General features: G+C 43.4%; 1 rRNA gene. It reads right to left on the reverse strand.

What is annotated here, in order from left to right:
• Positions 1–86 (reverse strand): 5S ribosomal RNA (rrf, locus tag KNP81_RS15185); the annotation flags it as partial.
• Between the last annotated feature and the right edge of the window lie 142 nt (positions 87–228).

The raw sequence follows: 228 nt of genomic DNA on the forward strand, positions 1-228 counted from the left end.
GACCCCCAACTACTTTCGGCGCTGAAGCGCTTAACTTCCGTGTTCGGCATGGGAACGGGTGTGGCCGCTTCGCTATCGCCACCAGACAAGTATTATATTAACATTATTTAGTCATAACGTCAATATATTTTAAGAGATTGTTCTCTCAAAACTGAAGACTCATCAATTCACACAAACCTTAGACTAGATCAAAGCCTCGACCGATTAGTATCATTCAGCTCCACACGT

This window comes from Exiguobacterium sp. s149 (assembly GCF_018618395.1).
Taxonomy (GTDB): Bacteria; Bacillota; Bacilli; order Exiguobacteriales; family Exiguobacteriaceae; genus Exiguobacterium; species Exiguobacterium chiriqhucha.